Source organism: Salipaludibacillus keqinensis, assembly GCF_003226325.1.
Classification (GTDB): Bacteria; Bacillota; Bacilli; order Bacillales; family Salisediminibacteriaceae; genus Salipaludibacillus; species Salipaludibacillus keqinensis.
This window is the reverse complement of the sequence record NZ_PDOD01000005.1, coordinates 265,123-281,161: the sequence shown is the minus strand read 5'-3', so window position 1 is coordinate 281,161 and position 16,039 is coordinate 265,123. Positions and strand designations below refer to the sequence as shown.

Sequence of the window (16,039 nt, the reverse complement as noted above, 5' to 3'; positions counted from 1 at the left end):
AGCAATTCTGTTTTCGTCCTGATCCGGCGGGTCATGCTACGTAGGTGCTATCCATCTCAACCGCAAGAACCGTCCCCCTGGTTACACCCTAGGTTACAAAAAAAGGTGTCTCCATCAAGGCTGCTTATGTTGACAACCTTATGGGGCACCTTCTCTTTTTATTCATCCATTTCTCTTGCTAAATCTATCTCTAAAACGTCTCCAGTTTCTTCATTTATTATCTGCATTGAGTCCAGCGTAAAGGGTTCTGCTGTTAACTTTAGCGCTTCAATGAAGAGAAACCATTTTTCTTCATCCACAAGTCCATCATCTTCTGAGTTAGTGTAATACACTTCAGCTGTATCTCCTGGGATTTGAACATTTGTAATCATCACTGTTGAAGGGATAGCCGACTCATACCACCCTGCTTCAACGTCTGGTGAAGTCATTCTCATAACCGTTTGGGCAAAAGTTAGCGGCGTGCCACTCTCGTCCCTTGTTTCCTCCCCTGCCAGCCTCGCACTAACAAGATAATGTTCCTCATTATCCGATGAAGAGGTCACATAATAGCCTCGGTTCAATTCAGATAGAGTGATTGTCTCTACTTCTCCTTCTTGACCAAACATCATCCCAGGTTCCCCTTCAACCATGAATGTCACTTTTTCAAAACCGTATATTGGAAAGAGTTCTAGAAAGACGTCTTGTAAAATGCGTGACTCTGTACTGGAAAGCGATTCTAGGCCATGACCTTCTAAGAAATCAAGAATAACCTCTTTTCCTTCAACTCTCACTTCTTGAATATCACCTAAATATTGACCAGACGTTGGATCACTTTCAACAATGGAAGTAAAGAGAACTTCTTCCATCGGTTTCTCGTCTAAAGATTCCTGTACCTGAATCAGCACATATTCGGTTACCGATTCACCGAGATCGATCGTTTGGCTCTTAGCCGTATAGTATGATTCAGCATAGGTAATTTGCTGTTGCGATTCTTCACTTGTTTCGGTTTCTAGTTCCTCTTCAGTATTTACGCCTATATCTGCTTCAACTTCATTATTACTATCATTACCACTATCATCTTCGGTCATCACCTCGTCGTTATCCGACTCATTATTATAGCTCTCAATTTCCGACGTTTCATTCTCTTCAACCTCAGAAACTTCAGATTCTGCATCATTAGATTCTTCTTCAAATTCAGCATTATCAACCACATCTGTATCCATATCCATACTGGAATTATCATCGGATGAAAACTGTGTACTGTTATTGAAAAAAGGAGGAACGATCAGCATGATTAAGAAGATTGCAGCAGCCGCTGCCATAGCCGGGAAAACCCATGGGCGCTTTTGTTTAGGGGTATATCTAGTAGGCGCCTCTTGTTGTGATCTTTTTTCTATCGCCTTGAATAAGTCATCCTTTGATTGCTTATCTTTAATCGGAGGAAGCTTCGTTAACGTTTTTTCTATTTTAGATTCATCCCATTTTTCATCACTCATTTGCTTACCTCCTTTTCAAGAAAGACTGCTTCGGCCTTTTCTAAGTGTTTTTTCAACATTTTAATCGCCCTATGCTGAGTTGTTTTCACTTTGCTTTCTGTCCACCCTAAAATATCTGCCGTTTCAGAAATAGAAAGGGCTTGAACATAGCGAAGAAGAACGACTTGTTGTTGATCTTCACTGCACTTCTCTAGCATTTTATAAATTTGTTGTACCTCGTCTTTTTGGATGACGATTTCTTCGGGCAGAGGGTTTTTATCTTCCACCTCAAATTCCCTTTCACTCCATTCGTACTCTTTTCCTTCGGCTTTCCGTTTCTTTCGGGTTTGTTTTCTTATCCAATCAATCGCCACATGCTTTGCGACAGAATAGAGCCACGTCTTCTCCGTGCTTTTTCCCTCAAAAGTGTCAAAGGAGTCTAAAACTTTAATGTATACTTCTTGAACTAGTTCTTCTGCCACTTCTCGACTGCGAACTAGATAGAAAAGGTATTGGAACAATTGGTGATGGTACGTATTATATAATCGTTCAAACTCCTCTTTCACGCTATTCACTCCCTAGCTATCCATTTTGTCGTCCTTTCTTGACTATTGTTACAAGAAAGGACAGTTAATTTCATGGTTAACTGTCCTTTACCACTCATTTATTTAGTGAGAGCCCATACCCAATAGCCACTTGCAGCAACAAAACCTAAGATTAATAAGAGGACAGCCACTTGCCAATTTTTTAATTTCATCCTTTTTCACCTTCTATGCCTTTTTCTGTTTGTTCAATAATTATATCAAAAAAGTCATCCATCTGAATGAGTTGGATGACTTTTTCATGGACGACCTTGAAAATAAGAGAAGTTAGGGCAAGTTTCTCTATGAGGAATGTTTATTATTTTGGGCAGATTTTTTAGGGACGATCTCGAATATTTCACCGGTCTCAAACAGAGCAATCACTTCATTCAGCCACTCATAATAAGCCTCCGCCTCTGTTAATTTATCTAAGTCACGGTCTACTTTTCGCTTGATTTCTTCTGCCTCTGTCTCTTTATATAATTCTGTCATCATTTCTTTTGTTTCTTTGATGGCCCCCATATTTAATTCCGTTGCATTTCTCCATCTATTTATAAACACATTGGAAAAAGATTTATACCAATCCTTCTCAGTTTTATATAAGTCTTTGCGAACTCCTTTTTCCCAAACACGTTCAACCATATCTGCATTGGAAAGAGCCCTTATTCCTGTACTCATACTTGTTTTACTCATACCTAATGCTTCACTCATATCATCTAAATTCATAGGTTCCTCGGAAAAAAATACCGTTCCATATAAACGTCCTATAGAAGAAGTAATGTTATATAAATGAATGTTTTTTGCAATTTCTGATATAAATCTATTTCGTGCTTTCTCTAATTTCTCTAGATCCAAACTAAGTTCCTCTTGGTTTCCCATGAGTTGCCTCCCTCTTCATTTAAAGTACCTCTGTAAAAGAGTAGCAAACTATCGTCAATGAAGAAAAGAGTGATATCACCTATCTATCTGTAGCAAAGAAGAGAAAGACTATGTTATAAGGATGTCACGTCTGTACAGTTTTTTCTGTACGAACTTATCAAACTAAACGATAAATATATACTGATTGATATAAATTAGTTAAACAGTTATAGTAATTAAGGTCGAATATTAAGTGAAATTGTCGTAAAAGCTAAAGAAATGCCAGACAAATGTATTATTACTTTTCTATTTATCTTAAAAATTGAGGTGGCAAGTTGTGGCTAACATTAAAGTAGAGGGTCTAACCAAGATTTTCGGTAAAAAACCGAGTCAAGGAATGAAGCTCTTAAAACAAGGCAAATCAAAAGACGAAATTCTAAATGAAACAGGGTTGACCGTGGGAGTCAATCAAGCTTCTTTTGAAGTTCAAGATTCAGAAATCTTTGTCATCATGGGTTTATCAGGCAGTGGTAAGTCCACTCTGGTACGGTTATTAAATCGCTTAATCGAACCAACAGCTGGTAAGGTTTGGATTGACGGCGAAAACTTGGCTGAAATGAATGACAAGGATTTGCGAGAAGTCAGACGAAAGAAAATGAGTATGGTATTCCAAAAATTCGGCTTATTCCCGTTCCGAACGATTATCGAGAATGTGGAATACGGATTGGAAATTCAAGGAATCGATCCATCGGCACGTAAAAAGAAAGCCATGGAGTCATTGGAATTAGTTGGATTAAAGGGCTATGAAAATCAATTGCCTGATCAACTTTCAGGCGGGATGCAACAGCGTGTTGGTCTAGCCCGTGCGCTTGCGAACGATCCTAGCGTTCTCCTTATGGATGAAGCTTTCTCAGCTCTCGATCCATTGATTCGTAAAGACATGCAGGACGAACTTCTTGATTTGCAAGTCAAAATGCAAAAGACAATTATTTTCATTACGCATGATCTGGATGAAGCACTTCGTATCGGTGATCGAATTACGATCATGAAAGACGGAGAAATTGTCCAAGTCGGCACACCTGAAGAAATCTTAGTTCACCCTGCAGACGATTATGTTGAGCGCTTTGTTGAGGACGTGGATCGCTCTAAAATCTTGACAGCAGGTCATATTATGAAACGTCCAGAAACAGTAAACATAGAAAAACATGGTCCACGCGTAGCATTAGAGAGAATGCGTGAAGAAGGTTTATCCACGATTCTAGTGGTTGATAACCAGCGAAACTTAAAAGGGTATGTTTCTGCCGACGATGCTTCAATGGCGCTGAAAAATGATGTTAACTCATTACAAAGCCTCTTGAAAAATGACATACCTAAAGTAGACAAAGAAACACCGATGCAGGAAATTTTCGCTATTATTCATGATATTCAAACTCCCGTTGCCGTGGTAGAAAATGACCGTTTAGTGGGCATTATAGTCCGTGGCGCGCTTATCGCAGCACTTGCTCAAGATAGTGAGGTGAAAACAGAAAATGCTTAACTTTATGCCGCAAATACCGATTGCCCAATGGACCACTGATTTCGTAGGGTGGTTAACTAGTACATTTTCTTTTTTGTTCAACCCGATTAAAGATCATTTCGGAAGTTTCATGGCATGGACGGCCAATACGATCTATAGCATCCCACCTGTAATTATTATTCTTTTAGTTGCCGGGCTCGCTTTTTTCATTACCGGCAAAAAATTCGGACTAGCCGCCTTCTCCATCGTGGGACTTTGGCTTATTTACAATCAAGGATTATGGGAAGAATTGACTTTCACATTTACTTTAGTCATGTTAGCTAGTGTGTTATCAATTCTGATTGGTGTCCCAGTTGGAATACTCATGTCGAAAAGTAAAACAGCAGATGCCCTTTTAAGACCGGTACTTGATTTTATGCAAACCATGCCAGCATTCGTATACTTAATTCCGGCTGTTGCCTTCTTTGGTATCGGAATGGTTCCTGGGGTTTTTGCATCTCTCATTTTTGCAACTCCTCCGACCGTCCGATTAACAAACTTAGGCATTCGTCAAGTTCCAACAGAACTGGTCGAAGCGTCAGACGCCTTTGGAAGCACGGGCCAACAGAAATTATTTAAAGTTGAACTGCCGATGGCTAGAACGACCATTATGGCTGGGATCAACCAAACCGTCATGCTTGCTCTTTCCATGGTCGTCATTGCATCTATGATTGGGGCGCCTGGGTTAGGTAGAGAAGTTCTATCAGCTCTCCAACGTGCCCAAGTTGGACCAGGCTTTGTAGCAGGTTTAGGTATTGTGATCCTCGCGATCATCATTGACCGCTTAACACAAAGTGTTAATGATAAGAAATAAGCTTAGGTGGTACCTTTTCAGGAAAATTGAAAAGTCCATATAAATTAATTAGAAATAAGGGGGATTTATTCGTTATGATCAAACTTAACTGGAAACGTCTTAGTTTAGCAGCAGGACTTTCATTGCCTTTGCTCGCAGCTGGGTGTGGAAACAACGATAACAATGAAAGCACGAACGAAGGAAATAACAACAATGCAAATGAAGAAAATGCTGGTGGCGATTCAGCAGCTGGTGAAGGTGGAGAAATTGAATTAGTATATGTTGAGTGGGATTCTGAGATTGCATCCACTAATGTCATAGCTAAAGTACTTGAAGACCAAGGTTTCGACGTAACTATTACTCCGATTGATAATGCTGTTATGTGGCAATCCGTTGCCAACGGTGAAACTGACGGTATGGTTGCTGCATGGTTACCTGCTACTCACGGTGATTTGATGGAAGAATACGAAGACAGCTTAGTTGATCTAGGTGAGAACTTAGAAGGTGCTCAAGTTGGCCTTGTTGTTCCTGAATACATGGATGCAACTACAATTGATGATTTAGCTGATTATGGAGATGAGTTGAACAACTCAATTACTGGCATCGAGCCTGGTGCGGGTGTTGTTCAAGCTGCAGAAGAAGCAACTGAAGTTTATGAAGGAATCAACGGCTGGGACGTCCAAACATCTTCAAGTGGTGCCATGGCAACAGCATTAGGTGAAGCGTACAACAACGAAGAACCAATTGTTGTTACAGGATGGACACCTCATTGGAAATTCGCTTCTTATGATTTGAAGTATTTAGAAGATCCTGAAGGCACATTTGGTGAAGCAGAAGTGATTAAAACAATGGTTCGTGAAGGTCTAGAAGAAGATATGCCAAACGCATATAAGATTTTGGATCAATTTAACTGGACTCCTGAAGATATGGAGAGCGTCATGCTTGATATACAAGAAGGTGCCTCCGCAGAAGAAGCTGCAGCAACATGGGTTGACGAAAATGAAGATGCAGTATCAGAGTGGACTGAAGGGTTAGAATAAACTCATTTAGCTAAAGGTTTAAAATTAGAACGGCGAAGGGGTCATCCCTTCGTCGTTTTTTTGAGCTATTTAGTCAAATTTTATAGACTCTTGGCTATCTATCATTCAAATTATCGTTTACAATGGTAATTAAGGGAAAAATTAACATACTTGATGACTAGGGGTGTTTAGATTCATAAACTGAGAAAAAGGTGATTGCCTTTTACCCTTGAACCTGATCTGGCCCATACCAGCGGAGGAAAGTCGATGCAATATAAAGCTATTGTAGCCGTATTCCATTTACTATGGGGATACGGCTTTCGTTTTCTTAATTAATCTTTAGTCATCTACATTGTAGAAATCATCTTTGGTTATCATTCACAACGACCCTTTAACAGCGCAAAAATAAAAAGGAGGAAACGATGAAGAATTTTCATTTATATGCCATTACCGGAGAAGAATTTCATCCTAGAAAAGATGTCATCGATGTCATGGAAGAAGCCCTTCAAGGGGGTGCAGATATCATACAACTAAGAGATAAAACGAGCAAGAAACCCGATGTTCTTAAAAAGGCCCTGGCTCTCCGAGAGCTTACGTTGAAATATGACGTACCTTTAATCATTAATGATCACATAGATATTGCTCTTCAAGTTGGTGCAGACGGTGTACACCTCGGTCAAGACGATTTGTCTCTCGAAGAAGCCCGACGATTGATGGGGCCAGATAAAATTATTGGAATCTCTACCCATCATATTCAAGAAGCTCGAGCTGCTCAAGAAGGCGGGGCTGACTATATTGGTGTTGGTCCCATTTTTCCAACGAAAAGCAAAAAAGATGTCGTTGCACCGGTTACAACAAATTACATCAAGGAGGTCGCAGCAGAAATAACCATTCCTTTTGTAGCGATCGGTGGAATTAAACTGCACAACGTAGATGAAGTTCTATCTGCTGGTGCGACTAGAGTCTGTATGATTAGTGAGATTGTTGGCTCTGAAAATGTTCAGCAAGTCTGCTCTCAATTTCGGGAAAAGTTAAAACCTTATCAACCTGTAAACCTAATCGTCAATGGGGAAAATCACGAACTTCACGTCCAATCTATACAGGAACTCGTCTTACATTTTAAATTGAAACCGAACCTTATTATCGCTGAAGTGGATGGAGAAATTGTAGACAGAGACAGTTGGTCCCATACGCCGGTGAAAGATGGAACGAAAATTGAACTAGTCGAATTTATCGCTGGAGGGTGATCATTTGAATAAGCGGAATCTAATCATCGCGGGTAAGGAACTCTCTTCTCGTTTTTTTCTTGGAACGGGGCGTTATCCAAACCCTTACGTTCAAAATGAAGCCATTCGAGTATCAGAGACAGCCGTGCTCACATTCGCTATAAGACGAGCAAATCTGGAATCTCCAGGAGAAGATGCTATCCTTCAACATTTGGATGCAGATCATTCGTTCACTTACCTTCCTAACACTTCAGGAGCCAAAACAGCTGACGAAGCTGTCCGAATTGCAAGGCTTGCTAAAGCATCGGGTCTTAGCGATTGGATTAAAGTAGAAATCAGTTCGAATGAAAAGACTCTCCTTCCCGATCCTATTGAAACATTGAAAGCAACGGAAATACTCGTTAATGAAGGATTTATCGTTCTGCCTTATACTTCAGACGATCCTATCCTATGCAAGAAGTTAGAACAAGCAGGAGCCTCAGCAGTCATGCCGGGAGGGTCTCCTATTGGAACAGGGCTAGGGATTTTAAACCCTTATAACTTATCATTAATCATCGAAGAAGCCGAAGTTCCCATTATCGTAGATGCAGGGTTAGGTTCTGCTATGGATGTCACTCAAGCAATGGAACTCGGCGCAGATGGAGTTCTAATGAACACCCCTGTAGCAAAAGCAAAAGATCCAGTGAAGATGGCTTCGGCAATGAAACTTGCGATTGAAGCTGGACGGCTGTCCTACGAAGCAGGACGCATTCCTAAGAAACGGTACGCCACAGCCTCTAGCGGGCTCCCCTCTTCTATTTCTTACTAATTCCCTAGGCGGGAGAAATCGAATCGGAAGGTTATCTCCTTCTATTATATGGGAGGGATTTACAACGATGAAAGAGCACATACTGATTCTTGGCGGGGGTGTGATTGGATTAGCCTCTGCCTTTTCCTTAATACGACGAGGATTTGAAGTAACAATTCTTGAAAAAAACACATGTGGAGGTCAGGCATCGGGGGCTGCAGCGGGAATGCTCGCTCCATATTCAGAGATTATGGAGGATCCAGATCCTTTTTTCACGTTCTGTCTTGATAGTTTGCGGATGTTTCGCGACTGGCAGCAAGAAATCAAGAAAGCTTCAGGCGTTGATTTTGAATACACTGAAAGTGGAAGTATCTATGGAGTTTATCACGACTCAGACATCCTTTCTCTTGAAACTAGGATCGCTTGGCAGAAAACGTTTGGTTCTGAAGCCCAGATTTTAGACGGGAGCAGATTAAAGTCTCTAGAACCGGCTATTTCAGATGAAGTGGTCGCAGCTATTTATTCAAATGAAGAAAGTCACGTATTCGCTCCCGATTATGTACATGCATTGAAGGTCGCATGTGAAAAACTTGGGGTTAACATTTATGAAAACTTAGGGGATATTAAGGTGGAAAGCTGGCAGTCCGCTCCAATTCTGCAATCCCCCAGTGGACAAACTTTTACAGGAGATAAACTTGTCATCTGTTCTGGAGCTTGGTCTCAAGAACTTGAAACCATTTTCCATATCCGTATTCCTGTGTTTCCTATAAGAGGACAAATCTGCGCTTATGAATTGGGGGATGAACAGGTGAACCATATTTTGACGAGCAGCCAAGGGTATCTTGTTCCAAAGTCCAATGGCACACTTGTAAATGGGGCGTCAGAAGATATTGCAGGATTTTCTACGACCGTCACCGAAAAAGGAATATCCAGACTGGTCAATTGGAACAAACGAATGTTACCGTTCCTTAGTAATAAGTCACCCTTTCACACTTGGGCAGGTCTTCGGCCGGCTACTCAAGATGGTTTTCCTTTACTTGGATCACTTGAAGGGGCGCCGCATATTATTTTCGCTACCGGACACTACCGTAATGGTATTTTATTAAGTCCTAAAACGGGAGAAACTGTCGCCGATTTAATCTCAGGCATTCCATTAGATCCTGGTACTCGCCTCGCTTTTCAACCAGAAAGATTTAATTAATTTCTCTATTCAATTTAGGTACCTAAAATGACCGCTCGTATAACCCACTTAGTCATATTAGGAAGAGGGTACCGCAAAAATTCTCTTTTGCGGTACCCTCAGTATTTTCTATAAAGTACAGCAGATAGAATCTGCTCTTTGATATTGCCTACTTAATTCAGAAAAGAAACGCGAATCATGCCGTTTGTGCCTTTGGCATTTATGTCATAAGTTCCATCGTTATGGACGGCTGACCCTTCATTATACATCCTCATGAAATTTTCTTCTTTTTCCCGAACCCAGTCGAGGTCTCCGTCCACAGTACCATTTGTCGTTTCTCCAGTCACTGTCACGTCACTGTCTTCAGGAACCCTTATAGTAATGTTCCCGTTCGTAGTCTCTAACTCCCAGTTACCACCAACCTTCTTACTTTCTACTTCCACCGTTCCATTTGTTGTTTTTAACCGAGTGTCTCCGCTTAAATTCTCTGCTAATACACGGCCATTGGTGGTGATCCCTTCTGTCGTACCTTCGATATTTCGAACTGAAATGATACCGTTCGTATTCTGAACGGAAACGTCTCCTGTAATGGTTTCAATATCAGCTCGACCATTGGTTGTACTTACTTGAATATCATTCAGCATATCATTCACTTCAACTGACCCATTTGTCACTTGCACATCTAATGGACGATTCTCTGGAATTTCAATGGTAAAGTCTGCACTTAAATGATTCCTAGAAAATAAAGAAAAGCTAGGGTTTTCTACTTCATAATGAAAGGTATTCTCAGTCATTTCCATTTCCCGCGCTTTCTCAAATGCTTTCTGAACTTCAGATTCGCTCTTTTCATTTGATTTCACTGTTCCAGTTAGCTTTACTTTGTTCCCTTTTCCACCTACAATTTTCAAATTGGCTGAAGGAAGAGAGAACTGAATACTTTGCACATCGTTCGCCAATTCGTAAGTTTCTTCTATTTGAATACTCGTTTTATTCGGTTCCCAACCATACAATGAAAAGCCTTGAACCACACCGCCATGAGTGTGAATATATTGGGCTCCAGAACTAGCTACTAATGCGATGACTAAAACGACCATAGCCCCTTTATCAAATTGAATAGTTGTCCCTGGTTCTCGTGATCGGTAAAAAAGGATGACCTCAACAATTATAGCAATAAACAAGATGGATCCTACGTAACCAAACATCTGCACGAATTCAACTGAAGTCCATTGATTAGCTAAAAAAATTCCGCCCATGAGCAAGAACAATAATCCTAATGACTTTCTGCCAATCCTGTTCATCATTTCCCCCTCCTCCTCCTTTTATTTTAAGCAAAGCAACCATAAAGCAGAACGACCTAAAGATATATCTTTTTTAAGACTTAGGGCGTATGATCGAAGCTATTGAAAAAATCTCTAGCTGAAATAACTCTTTTTCTTTTGTTTGGCTTTTTCTGTCCATTTTTCCACGACGGTTAATGATCCAATAAAACCAAATATATAACTCAACAATACTCCGTGCATAATCACTCCGAAAATGGTTAGTAAAGTAATTATTACGGTGCCAGTTGTCGTTTGCGGGTTAATGGTTGAGTACCCGAAAAAAACAAGAGAGGCCAAACCACCCCAGAAAGCATCTAAATATGTATCAAGGCGCGGTTCAAATAGATAAAGAGGAATAATGCTTATGAACAGGACAAGGAAAATGCTTGGAATGATATAAGAAAAACGCTGTTTACGAATTTTTTCGATAAAAGGTTTTGTATAATATTTCGTGATCACCTTTAATCTCATGAAATGTAAAATTCTTGCCACTCGGGCCATTTGGAACACAGCGTCTAATGGAATCACGGCAACAACAATAAATGGATTGCTTTTTATAAACTGCCATTTATTATTTGTATTAAAGATTCTATATATAAAATCGATAAAGAAAATAAACCATGTTCCCCAAACAACGACAGAATCGTACCTCGTCTCATACCAAATCGTCGCAACCGCAACAAATGCGAGAAAGACCATAAATGTTTCATATATGATTTCTACTACACTCTTATTTTGCCATGCCACTGCTTTCCACCACCTTCTTCATGCCAACTATCCTATTCTATAATGACTGTGCTTCTCTGTGATCCTTATCTCTATTTTACTACAGAGCATGATGCACCAGCATGACTCTATCTACATCCTCTTAAATATACATAATTCGACAAAATTCGCTTCCAAATTTCCAACAATCTTTAAAAATGGTGTAACTTTCTTATTTACTTATCGACAAACACTATGAACTTATTATTAATATGAAAGTAGGGAATGATCATGAAAAAAGTAAAAGGGCTGACTCTTAGCCTCGGCTTATTAATGATTTTGGCAGCTTGCGGACAAGGAGAGACGAACTCAGAAGATGCTAATAATAATGTGTCCGGCACGGACGGATCTGCTAATGAAACAGAATTGAACGAAAATGACGAATTGAATGAGAATGAGAATGAAAATGGGAACGAAGATGAAGAAGCTAATGAAAGCACCCCGGCGAACGAGAACAACATGAATGAAGATGTTGAGGAACATCAAGTAAACAATGAAGAAGAGAACTCAGTTGAAAACAACCTTAATGAATCGATGAACGATGAAGGTAATTATGAAGAAGAAATTGACAACGAAGAAAACAATGCTAAAGAAGAAGATGAGATTGCAAACGAAGAAAACACAGCAGTAGAAGATGATGAAGCTACGATGATTGATTCCGTTACTCTTTATTTCTCTGACGATCAGTTATTAAACACCTATCGTGTTCAGTCCGATGTCTCTGTTACTGACGATGAGTCAGGAGCCATGCAAGCAATGGAACTTTGGGCAGCGGGGCCTACACACGACGGTTTATACTCTTTGCTACCTCAAGAGGCGAGTGTAGAGTTTGTTAAATTTCACGGGGACACTGCCCATGTTTCCTTTTCAGAGGATCTGAATGAAGCAAATCTTGGCTCAAGTGGAGAGTTAATGTTTACAGAACAAGTGGCTTTGATGATGGAACAATTCGGATTTGATCAAACTCAAATTCTCATTGTAGGCAACGAAGTCGGTGAATTCCTCGGTCACATGGATTTATCTGACCCAATCACAGCTGGAAATCCAGAAGATTACGAGTGGATGGAGTAAAAAAGACTACACGAGGGTGTCCCAAAAGTAAAATTTTTTGGGGCACCCTTTAATTTAGCAATTCTATTTCCTCTTGATTCCTCTAAGCTTCGTCCTGATCCCTTGGGTCATGCTGCTTAGGTGCTGCGCATCTCAACCGCAAGAACCGTCCCCATGGTTATTTTTAGAACTATACGTGAAATATCCACCTAAAATGTGCATCTATGGTCCATCTCCTTTATACTATAAGTGGATTGCTACTAATAGGAGGAATGACACTATGTTAGAAAGCACAACGAAAACGGTTATGCACTGTTATCCAGGATTGATTGCTCTTGTTACAGCCAAAAGCGACGACAAGCAAAACATCATGGCTGCAGGCTGGCACTCTTACATCTCATATGACCCGGCTATTTATGGTGTAGCCGTTGCAAAAGAACGATTTACCCATCATCTAATTCAGGAGAGTGGTAAATTCGCGATTAATTTCGTTCCAGCTGAATATGCCCATTGGATTGAAGCGTCTGGAAAGAAGTCCGGTGCAGATGGAGATAAATTCACTCGCATGTTTGCTAAATGGAAAGAGGGAGAAACCACCGGAGCTCCTATTCTGCAAAACGCTTATGTAGCGTATGAATGTGAAGTGATTGATACGAATACTTATGGTGACCATGACTGGATTGTAGGCAAAATCACCCGTTTTCATAAAGACAATGAAAAATTTGGAGAAGACGGCTTGCCTGACTTTAGTAAACTTCAATTACCGCTGTTTCTCGGTAGATCAAAGTACTTGATTGCAGATCACGCAACAACGATGAAAGAGATTCATATTGACTAAATGACAAATAACCCCCTTCCATCATCAAATGAGAGGGGGTTATTTGTCATTTAGAAGCTAAAGTTTCTGTTTGTTTTTCATCCTAATTAATCGCAAACTATTTATCGTCACAAGCAGGGTAGCTCCCATATCAGCAAGAATGGCTATCCATAGTGTGAGCAGACCAAAAGGAACCAAGATTAATGCTAATGCCTTTAAACCTAGAGCGAAAACGATGTTTTGTTTAATAATCTTTAAAGTCTTCCTGCTTAGTTCAATTAAATAAGGTAGTTTGGGAAGTTCATCTCCCATTAACACCACATCCGCTGTTTCAAGCGCCGTATCCGTCCCTCCTCCACCCATGGCAATGCCTAAATCGGCTCTCGCTAGAGCTGGAGCATCATTGATTCCATCGCCTACCATCGCTACCTTGTGACCGCTCCTTCTCAATCTCTCAATCTGTTCCAATTTATCCTCTGGTAGAAGACCTGACCTTACTTCTGTCACTCCAGCCTCTTTACCAATTGCTTGAGCTGTGTAATGTTGATCTCCTGTGAGCATAACCAACTGCTTCATTCCTAGCTTTTCCAACCGAGTTAAGGACATCTTCGCTTCCTCGCGCACTTCATCTCGTAAAGCCAATACACCTAATAATTCATTTTCATTTCCTACGAGTACCACGGTCTTTCCTTGTTGTTGAAGATTCACAATTAGACTATTCGTTTTAGGCGATAAAATCGAAGAATAGTATTCTTTCACGTATGATGGGCTCGCCACATAAAAAAGTTGACCATGACTGGTTGCTGATACACCTTTTCCTGTTAGGGATTTATGGTCAGTCATATCAAATTCAGCTTTACAGGTTCCTAATGCACTAGCGTAATTGACCAATGTTTTTGCTAGAGGATGACTAGAATATTTTTCTAGCTCGTAAACATACACTAGTAAACTTTGTTGAGAGACAGAAGGGTCTGGAATTACATCAGTGACCATCGGCACCCCTTTTGTAAGCGTACCGGTTTTGTCGAATGCGATCGTATTGATCCGTCCCGCTTCTTCTAAATGTATTCCACCTTTAATGAGAACTCCTTGCTTTGCGCTGTTTCCAATCGCGGTCACGATCGCAACCGGGGTAGAGATCACTAGGGCGCAGGGGCATCCTACCACTAGCGTTGCTAAGCCTAAATAAATCCATTGATCCCATGGTGCTCCGGTGATAAGCGGTGGTCCAACCATAATAAATAAGGCTAGAATCATAATTGCTGGCGTATAGTAAGCTGCAAATTTATCAATAAATTGTTGAGCTGGTGCCTTTTCCCCTTGAGCTTCCTCCACTAGATGAATGATTTGCGCAAGCGTGGTGTCTTTCACATGTTTCGTCACGTTCACATATAAAACACCTTCTTCATTCAACGTTCCAGCGAACACTTCATCGTGACATTTTTTGCCTACGGGTACACTCTCACCTGTGATCGCAGCTTGATTAACAGAAGAGATTCCACTCATCACAACTCCATCCAACGGAATTTTCTCTCCAGGTCGGATAATGATTGTTTCCTCTAGCTTCACCTCTTCCACAGGAACTTGAATCTCCTGACTATTTCGAAGGACCATTGCATGTTTAGATCCTTTTTCAACTAAAGACCTTATCGATTTTCTGGCCCGATCCATAGAATACGTTTCAAGTGCTTCGCTAATGGCGAAAAGGACAACGACCAATGCCCCTTCTCCCCATTCACCAATGATAACTGCCCCGATAATGGCAATCGTCATCAACGTTTTCATATCAAAAACAAGCTGAAAGAGATTTTTAACTCCTTGATAGAATAAGCCATATCCACCGATTAGCATTGCCGCTAAAAACAAGGTTATCGTGACCGCATGGTGCTCCCCGTTCGCTAAGTAGCTCAGCCATCCGATCATAACTAAAATAATAGAAATACTTACTTCAATCCATTGCCTTTTTTTCCAAAAAGGCAGGTCTATTTCCAAGTCGCTATTTTCATCTCGAACTTTCAGGTGATCAAAAGCTCCTGCTTTTTCTATTTCTTTTATCGACGCTTCCCCTTGAATCGTCAATTTTTCCGCAGCAAAATTAACTTGGGCGTCGCTTACACTAGATAACTCTTTTACATTCCGCTCGAACCGAGCAGCACAGCTAGCTCAGGTTAAGCCATCTATTCTAAATACCTGCTCCTTAGTCATTCGCTTTTCCTTCTTTTTGATGCTCGAAAGCTATCTGAATGAGTTCTGTTATATGATGATCATCCAACCTATAGAAAGCTAATTTCCCTTCTTTTCTATACTGAGCGACTCCTTGTTTTTTCAATGTCCGCAGGTGATGTGAAGCCGTAGCGGTGGATGAGCCGATGACATTAGCCACATCGCAGACACAAAGCTCCTCTACCTTCGTCAATGCATAGGCAATTTTCAATCTGGTTTCGTCCGCCAGTACCTTGAAGATGCGACTTGTATCACGCACTGTGTCATCGTTAATTCGTTCTTTTAGTGAAGATACTTTTTGTTCGTCATAGCAATATATTTCACAGGTATCTCTACTCATGTATCCTTGCCTCCTTCACCCTTCATTCAAACTAGTATTTGAATATAGTTTACTTCATCTATACAGATTATT

The 16,039-nt window shown here is 40.6% G+C and carries 15 protein-coding genes and 1 riboswitch; of the genes, 8 read left to right on the top strand and 7 right to left on the bottom strand.

Features of this window, described 5'->3' with window-relative positions; translation table 11 throughout:
- Positions 1-158 precede the first annotated feature (158 nt).
- From CR194_RS18115 to CR194_RS18105, 3 genes are all read right to left on the bottom strand, one after another.
- The gene (locus tag CR194_RS18115) at positions 159-1,475 is read right to left on the bottom strand and encodes a hypothetical protein (protein WP_110611673.1); all 1,317 of its coding nucleotides are present in this window, start codon (positions 1,473-1,475) and stop codon (positions 159-161) included.
- Positions 1,472-2,020, bottom strand: coding sequence for an RNA polymerase sigma factor SigX (sigX, locus tag CR194_RS18110; protein WP_110611671.1), 549 nt, complete (start codon positions 2,018-2,020; stop codon positions 1,472-1,474). Before sigX ends, CR194_RS18115 begins: the two co-directional genes overlap by 4 nt.
- A 318-nt stretch (positions 2,021-2,338) precedes the next feature.
- Positions 2,339-2,914 carry a GbsR/MarR family transcriptional regulator gene (locus CR194_RS18105; protein WP_110611669.1) on the bottom strand — a complete coding sequence of 192 codons (576 nt, stop codon included), beginning with the start codon at positions 2,912-2,914 and terminating at the stop codon, positions 2,339-2,341.
- A gap of 316 nt (positions 2,915-3,230) precedes the next feature.
- On the opposite strand from CR194_RS18105, the gene CR194_RS18100 reads away from it, so the two are divergent.
- From CR194_RS18100 to thiO, 6 genes are all read left to right on the top strand, one after another.
- Positions 3,231-4,430 carry a quaternary amine ABC transporter ATP-binding protein gene (locus CR194_RS18100; protein ID WP_110611667.1) on the top strand — a complete coding sequence of 400 codons (1,200 nt, stop codon included), beginning with the start codon at positions 3,231-3,233 and terminating at the stop codon, positions 4,428-4,430.
- Positions 4,423-5,262, top strand: a complete 840-nt coding sequence (locus CR194_RS18095; RefSeq protein ID WP_110611665.1) for an ABC transporter permease — start codon at positions 4,423-4,425, stop codon at positions 5,260-5,262. Before CR194_RS18100 ends, CR194_RS18095 begins: the two co-directional genes overlap by 8 nt.
- 74 nt (positions 5,263-5,336) lie before the next feature.
- Positions 5,337-6,281, top strand: a complete 945-nt coding sequence (locus tag CR194_RS18090) for a glycine betaine ABC transporter substrate-binding protein (protein WP_110611663.1) — start codon at positions 5,337-5,339, stop codon at positions 6,279-6,281.
- 149 nt (positions 6,282-6,430) lie between these two features.
- A riboswitch (TPP riboswitch) is annotated at positions 6,431-6,539 on the top strand.
- 143 nt (positions 6,540-6,682) lie between these two features.
- Positions 6,683-7,507, top strand: a complete 825-nt coding sequence (gene thiE / locus CR194_RS18085; RefSeq protein ID WP_110611661.1) for a thiamine phosphate synthase — start codon at positions 6,683-6,685, stop codon at positions 7,505-7,507.
- 4 nt (positions 7,508-7,511) lie between these two features.
- Positions 7,512-8,294 (top strand): thiazole synthase, encoded by a 783-nt coding sequence (locus CR194_RS18080; RefSeq protein ID WP_110611659.1) that lies wholly within the window; start codon positions 7,512-7,514, stop codon positions 8,292-8,294.
- A 67-nt stretch (positions 8,295-8,361) separates the two neighbouring features.
- Positions 8,362-9,474, top strand: coding sequence for a glycine oxidase ThiO (gene thiO / locus CR194_RS18075; RefSeq protein ID WP_110611658.1), 1,113 nt, complete (start codon positions 8,362-8,364; stop codon positions 9,472-9,474).
- Between the two features lie 152 nt (positions 9,475-9,626).
- Here thiO and CR194_RS18070 read toward each other — a convergent pair whose 3' ends face one another.
- Positions 9,627-10,754, bottom strand: a complete 1,128-nt coding sequence (locus CR194_RS18070; protein ID WP_110611656.1) for a DUF4097 family beta strand repeat-containing protein — start codon at positions 10,752-10,754, stop codon at positions 9,627-9,629.
- 111 nt (positions 10,755-10,865) lie between these two features.
- Complete coding sequence (locus CR194_RS18065) at positions 10,866-11,519, bottom strand: hypothetical protein (protein ID WP_199228201.1); 654 nt, start codon at positions 11,517-11,519, stop codon at positions 10,866-10,868.
- A gap of 249 nt (positions 11,520-11,768) precedes the next feature.
- Between CR194_RS18065 and CR194_RS18060 the strand changes: the two genes are divergently transcribed.
- On the top strand, positions 11,769-12,608 hold the full coding sequence (locus CR194_RS18060) for a GerMN domain-containing protein (RefSeq protein WP_158282309.1): 840 nt from the start codon (positions 11,769-11,771) through the stop codon (positions 12,606-12,608).
- A gap of 259 nt (positions 12,609-12,867) precedes the next feature.
- A complete protein-coding gene (locus CR194_RS18055) occupies positions 12,868-13,425 on the top strand; it encodes a flavin reductase family protein (RefSeq protein WP_110611652.1) in 558 nt (185 codons plus the stop codon).
- Between the two features lie 57 nt (positions 13,426-13,482).
- Here the strand turns inward: CR194_RS18055 and CR194_RS18050 are convergent, their stop codons facing one another.
- Positions 13,483-15,630 carry a heavy metal translocating P-type ATPase gene (locus CR194_RS18050; RefSeq protein WP_110611650.1) on the bottom strand — a complete coding sequence of 716 codons (2,148 nt, stop codon included), beginning with the start codon at positions 15,628-15,630 and terminating at the stop codon, positions 13,483-13,485.
- Positions 15,602-15,967 carry an ArsR/SmtB family transcription factor gene (locus tag CR194_RS18045; protein WP_110611648.1) on the bottom strand — a complete coding sequence of 122 codons (366 nt, stop codon included), beginning with the start codon at positions 15,965-15,967 and terminating at the stop codon, positions 15,602-15,604. Before CR194_RS18045 ends, CR194_RS18050 begins: the two co-directional genes overlap by 29 nt.
- Between the last annotated feature and the right edge of the window lie 72 nt (positions 15,968-16,039).